Annotated in this window: 4 protein-coding genes; 3 read left to right on the top strand and 1 reads right to left on the bottom strand. The window is 67.5% G+C overall.

Annotation, left to right across the window (positions count from 1 at the left end; translation table 11 throughout):
* Positions 1 to 65: 65 nt before the first annotated feature.
* Positions 66 to 1,658 carry an ISL3 family transposase gene (locus tag ABD287_RS17800; protein WP_344174585.1) on the bottom strand — a complete coding sequence of 531 codons (1,593 nt, stop codon included), beginning with the start codon at positions 1,656 to 1,658 and terminating at the stop codon, positions 66 to 68.
* 114 nt (positions 1,659 to 1,772) lie between these two features.
* Between ABD287_RS17800 and ABD287_RS17795 the strand changes: the two genes are divergently transcribed.
* The 3 genes from ABD287_RS17795 to ABD287_RS17785 all read left to right on the top strand — a co-directional run bounded on the left by ABD287_RS17795 (position 1,773) and on the right by ABD287_RS17785 (position 10,827).
* Positions 1,773 to 3,620 carry a condensation domain-containing protein gene (locus ABD287_RS17795; protein WP_344174583.1) on the top strand — a complete coding sequence of 616 codons (1,848 nt, stop codon included), beginning with the start codon at positions 1,773 to 1,775 and terminating at the stop codon, positions 3,618 to 3,620.
* A 44-nt stretch (positions 3,621 to 3,664) separates the two neighbouring features.
* Positions 3,665 to 9,469, top strand: a complete 5,805-nt coding sequence (locus tag ABD287_RS17790; RefSeq protein ID WP_344174581.1) for an AMP-binding protein — start codon at positions 3,665 to 3,667, stop codon at positions 9,467 to 9,469.
* Positions 9,470 to 9,582: 113 nt separating this feature from the next.
* Complete coding sequence (locus tag ABD287_RS17785) at positions 9,583 to 10,827, top strand: KamA family radical SAM protein (protein WP_344174579.1); 1,245 nt, start codon at positions 9,583 to 9,585, stop codon at positions 10,825 to 10,827.
* Positions 10,828 to 10,888 lie beyond the last annotated feature (61 nt).

The raw sequence follows: 10,888 nt of genomic DNA, 5'->3' as shown, positions 1-10,888 counted from the left end.
TGTCAACGCTCTCTGAAAACTGGTTCTGGCCCACTTTTCGTGCAGCGTTGACGGCTCGGTGCCGGTCAGGCTAGGAGGATTCGGCGGCGGAGCAGGTCGAGGTTGGCTCGGCCGAACATTTGTCGTTTCAGCATTTTGATCTTGTTGACGTGGCCTTCGACCGGGCCTGAGTTGTGGGCGAGGGTCAAGCCGTTGACTACCGCCGGGAGGTCGCGGCGGAGTCCGGTGGCGAAGGAGGCCAGGTCCGGTTGTTCGGTCTCGGTGTCGATGTCGTGTAGCCAGTCTTCGAGTTGGTGGCCGTGGCGGCGGGTGAGGATCTCGGCGAAGCGCCGGACGTGGCCGGCCAGAGTCTTCAGGTGAGGGCAGGCCGCTAGCGCGGCAGCGAGGCCGGTGCGGTCTTTGTCGGTGAGCTTGTCGGGGTGCCGCAGGATCCAGCTGCTGATCTTGCGGGGTTTCGGTGTCGGCGTTGGGACCGGCCCGAGGTCGGTGTTCAGCGCCGCGAGGGTCCGTAGCGGTTTCAGGTAGATGCGAACTGAGTTGGCGGTGCCCTTGTAGCCGCGGGCGGTGATCTCCCGGAACAGTTCGGTGGCGTTTGTCTTGCCCTCGGCCAGGCGCTGTTGCAGGTAGGCGGTGAACGGGTCCAGGCGGCTGGGCCGGCCAGCTCGGGGCCGGTTGAGGAGGTCGTCGACGGTGCAGGCGCGTAGGTAGCGGCGGACGGTGCCCCGGGCGAGGTTCAGCTGCCGGGCGATCGTCTTGGCGCCGTAGCCGTCTGCGGCCAGTTGATGGACGCTTTGATACCGGTGCCGCACTCGGGCCTGAGCTGCCGATTCGGGCGTGTCCGCGGGTCGCGGCGACGACGCGGACTCCGGTGCTGGAGCGGCGATGACAGCGAGGCCGCTCAGCTGCTGTTGGCGCTGCAGTGTCTGAGCGCGCGCCTCGGTCAGGCATCGGTGGTGCCGGGCGACCGTTTTCTCGACGTGCCCGGCGAGGTTGTTCCATAGATGCCATCGGTCCGCGACCTGGATCGCTTGCGGGGCGGCCGTCGCCGCGGCTTCGGCGTAGGCGCCAGCCCGGTCGCGGCAAATCACCTCGATCTCAGGATGCTCCTGCAGCCACGCAGCGAGGGTGGCGCTCTGGCGGTCCGCCAGCACGTCGATCGGCCGCCCGGTCTCCAGGTCGATCAGCACGGTGGCATAGACGTGCCCACGGCGCAGCGCGAAGTCGTCCACGCCCAGAACCCGTACCGTCCGAGGCACGGGAAGCGGCAACGCCCGCAGCAGCCGCAGCAACACGCTGCGGCTTGCCGCCAAGCCAAGGGCGGCCGCCAGCCGTGAGCCCGGCCGGCCGGCTAACGCGACCGCGATGACCTCCAACGCTGCCTTCGCGACCGGGCTCCGGCGGGCATACCGCCAGGTCAATCCAGGTATCTGTTCCGCGAACGTCAACACCTCGCAGGCCGGAACCGGGCAGCGGAAACGGCGCACGAGCAACCGCAGGCTCACCGACCGACCGGCCGCGGTGGCGTCCTCCAACGTCCGGCGATACCGGGAGTGCACTCGTGACGTGAGCTGCGAACACCCGGGGCAAAGCACACTGGGCCTCGCCGTCTGCGCCCAGATCCGCAAACCTGGCCCAGGGGAACAACACGCTGATGACACCGTCGATCATGCAGCCAGATACCACAGTGGACAAACGGCCGGAGGATCAGGGCCTGCACGAAAAGTGGGCCAGAACCAATTTTCAGAGAGCGTTGACAGGTCAAGATCGGCGGAGTGCGGATCGAACTTGGTGAGGTGGAGGCGGCGCTCTCCGCCCTTCCCTACGTAGCCGAAACCTGTGTTTTCACCTGGGTCGACGACGCCGGGCTCGCCCGGATGGACGCGGTCATGGTGCCGCTTCCCGGTGCTGACTGGGCTAGCTGGCGCGTTGACCTGGGCGCGACTCTTCCCGCCGCCGCCATTCCCGCTTCGCTGACGGTCGTCAGTGAGCTGCCTACCACCGCCCACGGCAAGGCGGACGTCGCGGCACTGTGCCGCATGGTCGCCGAGCGTGCGGCCGAGACAGATGGCGGCGACGACGATCCCGACACAGAAGTGTGGCGGACAACACTTCGTTCGACGGCCGATGACTTCTTCGAAGCCGGCGGCACCTCGTTGTATGCCCTCCGCCTGTTGGCCGCTGTGACCAGCCGGTGCGGTGTGAGCGTGGCGGTTGCCGACTTCCTCGCGCTGCCCACCTTGACCCGGCTTCGCGAGCTGGTGGCCGGTGCGGAGGCCGCCCGATCCGCGGTGCCCCAGCCGATCTCGCGGGGCGAGCGGCTGCCGCTGAATCGATTCCAGGAACGCCTGTGGTTCCTCCAACAGCTCGAACCGAACAGCACGGCGATGAGTGCCCCGACGGGCTTGCGGGTCACCGGAGCGTCCCGCGACGAGGTGTCCCGCGCGGTCAGCGGCCTGCTGGCGCGGCATGAAGTGTTGCGCACGAGCTTCCCCGTTGAGGAAGGCGTGCCGTTCTGCCGGATCGGCGATCCGCCCCCACTGCCCTGGACGACTCATGCGGGCCTTACCGAGGCGCAGCGGGCGGCCATGTGCCGGGAGGTGATCGCCTCGACGGCGGCTGAGGCGTTCGAACTTGGCGCCGCGGCGCCGCTGCGGCTGAGTGGCCTGAGTTTCGCCGAGGACGATCACCTGCTGGTGATGGCGGTGCATCAGATCATCGCCGACGGCTGGTCCTGGGGCGTCCTCGTCGACGACCTGGTACACCTGCTACGGAATCCGGGCACGACGACTGACCCGCACCCCGCCCTGCAGAGCGTCGACTACGCGGCCTGGCAGCGCCTCGACGAGGCGACCCCCGACCGGATGGCGGAGGCCGAACTGGCACTGCGGCACTGGCACCAGGCCCTGGCGGCAATACCCGAGAGCCTCAATCTGCCGGTCGATCAACCGCGTCGGGACGCGCTGAGTACCCAGGCCGGATGGACCACGGTCGACCTACCGGTCGACTTCGGCGCGCGCCTTCGGCAACTCTGCCGCGAGTACCGGATCACCGAGATGTCGGTATTCGTCGCTGGGTACGTGTCCTGGCTGGCACGTCTGGCCGGTCAGGAAACGGTGGTTGTCGGGACACCGCTTGCCAACCGCAGCCCCGACTGGACGCAGGACATGGCCGGATACTTCGTGACGGCCGTGCCGCTGGCGCTCACCGTCGACGAGGATTCCACCTTCGCGGACCTGCTTGACCAGGCCCGTACCGCATTGCTCGACGGACAGCGGCACAGTGCGGTGCCGATTGAACGGATCGTCGCCGAGTTGGGCGGTGGCCGGGGCGGAGACCGGCTCCCACTCTTCCAGAATCTGATCGTCTACCAGGACCTACCCTCGTGGCGCCATGCGGCGGACGGCCTCGGTGTCGAGGTCCTTCAGCTGCCGTCCGGGCACACTCACTACGACCTGAAGTTCGAAATCCTTCCCCGTGGTGACGATTACGAGGCCCGCTTGGTCTACGCCCGGGGCCGGATTTCCGACGACAGGGCCGTTCTTATGGCGCGCCAACTCGGATCGTTTATGGCCACGGCCATCTCCAACCCCACCGTCTATGTGGACGACATTTCACTTTGATATATCGGCGCCTGCCGTCGCGAGCCTGCGATTGGAACTTACAGATGACGCACTCCTCCATCAACGACACCACCGAGGCGACGGCCCAGTGGCTGTCCCCGGACCTGACCATCCCGGCCATGATCGAAGCGGTCGCCGTTAGCACCCCGCACGCCACGGCGCTGGTTCGGAGCGGACAGAGTTGCAGCTACGCCGAGCTCATGCGGCGGTCGGCGGCGGTGGCACGGGGGCTGGTTGCCGCATCGGTGAGCCAGGGCGATGTCGTGGTCGTACGCGGCGGCCGCTCCATCGACACGGTCGTGGCGATGCTCGGGGTGCTGCGTGCCGGGGCGACTCTCACGATGGTTGATGTCGCGCAGAATCACCAGCGGGCACAGCAGATCGTCGACCGGGCGGAACCCCGGCTGATTGTCGACACCGCCGAGACATCGACGCTGCCGCCGTTGACTGGCCCGGTCCCCGTCTCCTCCGGTGATCTGGAGCGCTCCGGCGAGGACAACGGCGCCGTTCTACCCGACGTCGACGTGGCTGCCCCTGCCTACCTCTGCTTCACCTCCGGCACCACCGGCGAGCCGCGCGGAGTTCTCGGCTGGCACGGCGCGTTGGCCCAGTTCTGCTCCTGGGAGCAGCGCGCATTGGAGTTCGGCCCCGACGACCGCGTGGGGCAGCTGGCCGCGTTGACCTTCGACGCCGTGTTCAAGGACCTGTTCCCGGCGCTCATCGGCGGCGCCACGGTCTGCCTTCCGCCTACCGACCAACCCTTCATCGACCTGGCCAAGGTGCTCCAGTGGCTGCGCGATGACGAGGTCACCGTCATCCAGACCGTGCCGAGTGTTTTGTCGTCCCTGCTCGCCGAGGCGACGCCGGGGACTCAACTGCCGGCGCTGCGCTTGATCTGCCTTTCTGGCGAACCGTTCCGAGGCAGCCCGGTTTCCCGGTTCCGGAGCACGATCGTCGGGTCCGGTGTCCAGTTCGTTAACCTTTATGGGACCACCGAAGCGACCATCCTCAAGTCGTGGTACCGCGTACCTGACGGTGAGGTTCCGGCCGATGTTCTTCCGATTGGTAAGCCGACCGATGGGGCCGAGCTGCTGGTCGTGAACAAGCGCGGGCGTCGCTGCGGCATCGGTGAGCCCGGTGAGGTCCTCATTCGAACGCCGTTCCTCACTCGCGGCGCCTGGCGTCCGGCAGCTGGCGAGGCGCCACTGTTCGAGGTCAACCCGTTGAACCCCGATGACCCCGACGATCTGGTGCAGCGCACGGGTGATCTGGGTCGGTTCGGCCCGGACGGAAACGTGGAGATCCATGGCCGGATGGACGACCAGATCAAGGTCCTCGGGGTGCGGGTGCACCCGGCTGAGGTCGGTGCGCTCATCGGCCGGCACCCCGGGGTGAAGGACGCCGCGGTTGTGGCGGCTACCGGAGACGACGACAACGTCGCCCTGGTCGCGTATGTCGTACGCCAACCGGATGTCGATCTGGACGCCATGGTGATTCGGCAGCACGTCGCCCAGCACGGATCCAACGCCATGGTGCCCGGCCATGTCGTATTCCTGGACCGCCTGCCCCTGACCAGTCATGGAAAGCTGGATCGTGCGGCGCTGCCCCGGCCAGTTGCCGAGGTTGACGACGCGGACCAGGCGGCCGATACCGGTGAGTGGACCGACGTCGAACTTCGAGTGGCACAGGTGTGGTCCGAAGTCCTCAAGGTCGAGGTCACGTCGCGGCATGCCAGCTTCTTCGCCCTCGGTGGGCACTCCCTGATGATGGCTCGCGTGCTCGCCCGGATCCGACGGGCGTTCGATGTCGAACTGAACCTGCAGGCGCTGTTCTCCTCCCCGACAGTGGCAACGCTGGCCGCCGCAGTCGCTGAAGCAACAGATGCCGCCGGATCGCCGGCCACGGAACTCGTCCGGGTGCCACGGGAGGAGTTCCAGCGCCTCTCGCCGGAGCAGGAGGGCCTCTGGTACCTACGCCAGCTTGAACCCGAAAGCGCCGCCTATCACATGGCCGGAGTCTTCAGCCTGCCGGCGGACGTCGACGACGACGCCGTGCGCTTGGCGTTCCTACAGGTGTGTGAGCGGCATGAGGCACTGCGGCTTCGCTTCGTTGAGCAGGATGGTCGGCCGGTACAGCGCACGGCGGCCGCCGAGCTCGACTTCGGCGTCCTGGCCCCTGCTGAGAATGTCGCGGAGGGGCTGGCGGCGCTTCAGACGGAGTCGGCGCAGCCGTTCGATCTGGCGTCCCGCCCGCCGATTCGGGTGCGGACCATCCTCGTGAACGGCCGACGGCTGGTTGGCCTCACCATCCATCACCTCTGCTGTGACGGAATCTCCTGGAGCCTGCTGACCGAGCAGGTGGACGCGCTACTGGCGGACCCGACGGCGTGGACGACTGACGCGGGGCAGACCACCGGTCCCCAGTTCCGGGACTACGTGGCGTGGCGTGCCCGTCAGGCAGCTCCGGCCCGCGCCGAGGCCGACCTGGCCTTCTGGCGAGCGCAACTGGGCGATGTTCCGGCCCTGGACCTGCCGAGCGGGCGGCCTCAGCCCGGTTCACGGCCGCACCAGCAGCTGGTCAAGCGCTTCGTCCTCGACCCGCAAACCGCACGTGGTGTGGCCGCCCGATCTCGGGAAGCCGAGTCGACTGAGTACATGACCATGATGACGGCGTTCGCCTCCGTCCTGGCGCGCGCGTCGGGGCAGGACCGCATTGTCATCGGCAGCGACAGCGCCGGGCGGGACCTGGAGGAACTCGGCGAGGTCGTCGGCTTCTTCGTCCGTACCCACGCCTACTGCTTCGACATGTCGGGAAATCCAAGCTTCGCTGAGGCTCTCGGCCGGGTGCGCGCTGCGATGGTCGCCGCGGCCGGGCACCAGTCGACCTCGTTTGCCGACATCGTTGACGCCGTGGCGGCCGAGCGTGGCGGCGATCGACGTCCGCTCTTCTCCGTCATTCTGCGGATGCCACCGCGGGAGGAGCAGCCTCGCACCTACCGGCTCCTCCAGCCCGTCGACGTCGTGTCCACCGCCGCGGACGGGTCAGGCTCGGCGCCGACGGCAAAGTTCGACCTGACGGTCGTGGTCCGGATTACCGAGGACGCTGCGACGCTCGACCTGGAGTACGACGTCGACGCGCTCCAGCCCGAATTGGTGGACGCGCTGGGAACGCGCATGGTCGAGCTGCTGCGCTTCGCCACGGAACAGCCGCAGACCCCGCTGGCCCGGGTGCGTCACGATGCCCATCCATTCAGCACGGTGCTGGAATCGCAGGCGTTCACGCCGGTCGCCGAGCTGTTTCGCGGTCAGGCAGATCGAGCTCCGGACGCCGTGGCGATCTCGTGGGAGGGTGGTCAGGTCACCTATCGTGAGCTGGCTGCCGCGGTTGACGGAGCCGGGGCGGAGGTTCGCCCACATGAGCGGGTCGGCATTCTCGGCGGCAAGACGCCCGCCACGGTCGCCTGTCTGATCGCCGCAATCGGCGGCGGCGCGGTGCCGCTGCTTCTGGACGAAGCCCTGCCGGGGCCTCGCCGGCAGCGCATGCTGGAGCGGGCCGGGGTGGACCGCGTGCTCCAGGCTGAGCCGGTCTCGGCGACCGATCTGCCTGACAGTGTGAAGGCTCGACAACTGTCGTTCGCCGAGCTGACCGAACGGGTCGGTTCTGGGTCGACGACCCGGCCCGGGGCCAAGGACGCTGCCTACCTCTTCTTCACCTCTGGCACGACGGGTGAGTCGAAAGCAGTTCTGGGCTCACACCGAGGCCTTGATCATTTTGTCGACTGGGAGGCGCGGGAGTTCGACGCCAGCCCGCAGGATCGGGTGGCCCAGTTCACCACGTTGTCGTTCGACGCTGTGCTGCGGGACGTGTTCGTCCCGCTGACCCGCGGAGCGACGCTCTGTCTTCCACCGCCGCAGGTGCGCGACGACACGCGGCGGATGCTCGACTGGCTGGCGCACGAGCGGGTGACCATCGTGCACACCACACCGAGCGTCGCCGCATCGTGGCTGCGTGAGGCTAATGCCACCACGCCACGCCTGAACCATCTGCGTCTGCTCTGTCTGGCGGGGGAGCCGCTGTCTGGCGCTACGGTCGCCGCGTTGCGTGACCGACTGCTGGGCAGCCAGACGGAGGTCGTCAACTTCTACGGGCCGACCGAGACGACCATGATCAAGACTCGCTACCGGGTGCCGGCCCAGGTCCCGCAGGGGCCGTTACCGGTGGGCCAGGCCCTGCCGGGTGCGCAAATGGTGGTGGTGGGCACCGATGGCTACCCGTGTCAGCCCGGCGAGCGCGGCGAGATCGTGCTGCGAACGCCGTACCGCGCCCTCGGATACCTGTCCGACTCGTTCACGTCCACGGCTGGGTCGGTCTTCCGGCCGAACCCGTTCGGCCGGGACGAGGATGACCTGCTCTACCACACCGGCGATCTCGCGTGGGTTGACGCCGATGGCCAGGTCTTCGTCGAGGGTCGGAAGGACGACCTACTCAAGATCCGTGGAGTGCGGGTGCACCCGGCCGAGGTTGGCGCTGAGCTGGCCAGTCATGCCGAGGTGCAGCAGGTGTACGTGGACGCGGACAAGGAATCGGGCGAGGTACAGCTCGTCGCATACGTCGTGCGTTCCTCCGGTTCAACCTTGACGACGGAGTCGCTGCGGCAGTTTGCCCGACAGCGGCTTCCACTGGGGCTGGTGCCGAGCCTCTTCATCTTCCTGGACCGTTTCGCGTTGCTGCCCAACGGGAAGCTGGACCGATCTTCACTGTCCGGCGCGGCCCCTGCCCACCCGACCGACGGCCGGGTGGAACCGCGGGACGAGGTAGAGACGGCTGTCTGGCAGGCGTGGGCGCAGCTGCTCGGTCATGAGAATTTCGGAGTGACGGACGACTTCTTCTCCGTCGGAGGTCATTCGCTGCTGGCCACGATCCTGATCACGAGGCTTCGCAAGCAGCTCGGAGTGTCGCTGACCCTGCGGCAGCTACTGGAAGCGCCGCGGGTGGATCAGCTGGCCGACCTGGTCCGGGAGGCCACCGCTGGGGCGGTGGCGGATCACGCCAGTGACACGGCACTCGTGCTACGCCCGGGTGAGCCTGATGGCCCGGTGCTCTTCCTGGTGCATCCCATCGGCGGTGACGTCATGTGCTACCGACAGGTCGCCGCTGGTTTGCCGGCAAGGTTCAAGGTCGTCGGGCTACGGGCACCGGGCCTCAGCTCCGGCTCCCGATACACGACGATCGCGGAGATGGCGGCGGCTTATCTGCACGAGATTCTGCAGATTCAGCCGCAGGGGCCCTACCACCTTGGCGGTTGGTCGATGGGCGGTGTGGTCGCGTACGAGATCGCCAGGCAGTTGTCGTTTGAGGGGGCGGACACGGCGACGCTCCTGCTGTTGGACAGCTACGCCCCAGGCAGTGGCGCATTCGAGCATTTTGCGAGCCCGGGCGCTGATCGCGCGGCCTCGTTCGCCCGGGATCTCGCCCGCATGACCAAGGAGGAGATCGACGCTCGCTCGCTGGTTGACGAGGCGCCCGGGAGCGAGGAACTCGACCAACTGCGGCAGCGGTTCCGGGTCTTCGACGCGCACGCGACAGCGTTGGTCGGCTATCGCCTGCGCCGGACGCAGCTGCCCGCCACCCATGTGGCGCTCGTACTCGCCGGCGAGCAGAGTCGTCCCGATACAGCCTCGCCGACGTTGGGTTGGCAAGAAGTCCTACATACCGACATCGATGTTCGGACGGTGCCCGCAGTGGACCACTTCACCATGTGGCAGGAGCCGGGCGTCCGGGACACCGCGGCCGCCATCAGCGCGGCGCTCGCCGCCGGCTCGGCCGCCTCGGACAGCGAGGGGGCGTGATGGGAGAGTCATCGCCTCGCTTCCAGGCGTTCCTGCCGCGGCACCTGGGCGGGTTGCTGGAACGCTGTGGAGCAGACGAAGAGACACAGCTGCTCACCCGTGCCGTCGCCGCGGTGTTGCCGTTCAAGACGAATCAGTACATCGTCGACGAGCTGATCGACTGGTCAAACATCCCCGACGACCCGATTTTCCGGTTGGTCTTTCCCCAGCCGGACATGCTGGCGCCGATCGAGCTGAAGACGATCGCCGAACTGATCCGTAGCCAGGCAGACCAGGCGACGCTGACAGCGGCAGTGCGCAAGATCCAGGCTGGGATGAACGCCCACCCTGCCGGCCAGACGGATCTGAACGTTCCCGAGTGGGACGGGAAACCGCTGTCGGGCGTGCAGCACAAGTACCGGGAGACCCTGCTCTACTTTCCTCGGCAGGGTCAGACCTGTCACGCGTACTGCACCTACTGTTTCCGTTGGGCGCAGTTCGTAGGAATCCCCGACCTCAAGATTGCCGCTGAGGAGGCCGACGCCGGGCGGTTGCATGCCTACCTGCGCAGCCACACCGAGATCAGCGACATCCTGATGACCGGCGGCGATCCGCTGATCATGAGCACGGAGAACCTCAGCCGGGCGATCGAACCATTCCTACATCCCGACCTCGCGCATATCAGCACCATCCGCATCGGCACCAAGGCGCTGACCTACTGGCCCTACCGGTTCGTTACCGACCGCGATGCCGACGACCTCATGCGCCTGTTCGAGCGGGTCAAGGCTGCCGGCAAGCATCTCGCGCTGATGGCACACGTCACCCATCCCCGAGAGCTGGAGACCGCTGCGGTACACCGCGCGGTGCAGCGGGTTCGGGCGACGGGCGCCGTGATCCGCACCCAGGCGCCGCTGGTCCGAACGATCAACGACCACGCGTCTGTTTGGCGCGACCTCTGGACTCGTACGGTCGCGCTCGACGCGGTGCCCTACTACATGTTTGTGGAACGGGATACCGGCCCGCGCCACTATTTCGAGGTTCCGCTGGTCCGCGGGTGGGAGATCTATCGAGAAGCGGTGTCGACCGTCACCGGCCTCGCCCGTACGGTGCGCGGACCGTCGATGTCAACGTCGCTGGGGAAGGTGGTCGTCGACGGAGTGACCACCGTCGGTGATCAACCCGCGCTGGCGCTGCGCTATCTCCAGGCCCGAGATCCGGAAATGGTGGGCCGACCGTTCTTCGCCAGCTACGACGACCACGCGGCCTGGGTGACTGACCTGCGGCCGCTCACCAAGACCGACCTGCCGTTCTTCGACCAGAGCGCCGATGTGACGGCACCATTGAGCCTTTCCGGGCCATCCTTTGGTCACAGACGGTGACGTAGGTGGCGACACGCCGACCGGCTCGGGGTCAAAGATGGAGACGCGGCGCCCCGGTAGG

This window comes from Pilimelia columellifera subsp. columellifera (genome assembly GCF_039532605.1).
GTDB lineage: Bacteria > Actinomycetota > Actinomycetes > Mycobacteriales > Micromonosporaceae > Pilimelia > Pilimelia columellifera.
Note: the sequence above shows the minus strand (reverse complement) of the source record. Positions and strands in the feature narration are given on the sequence as shown.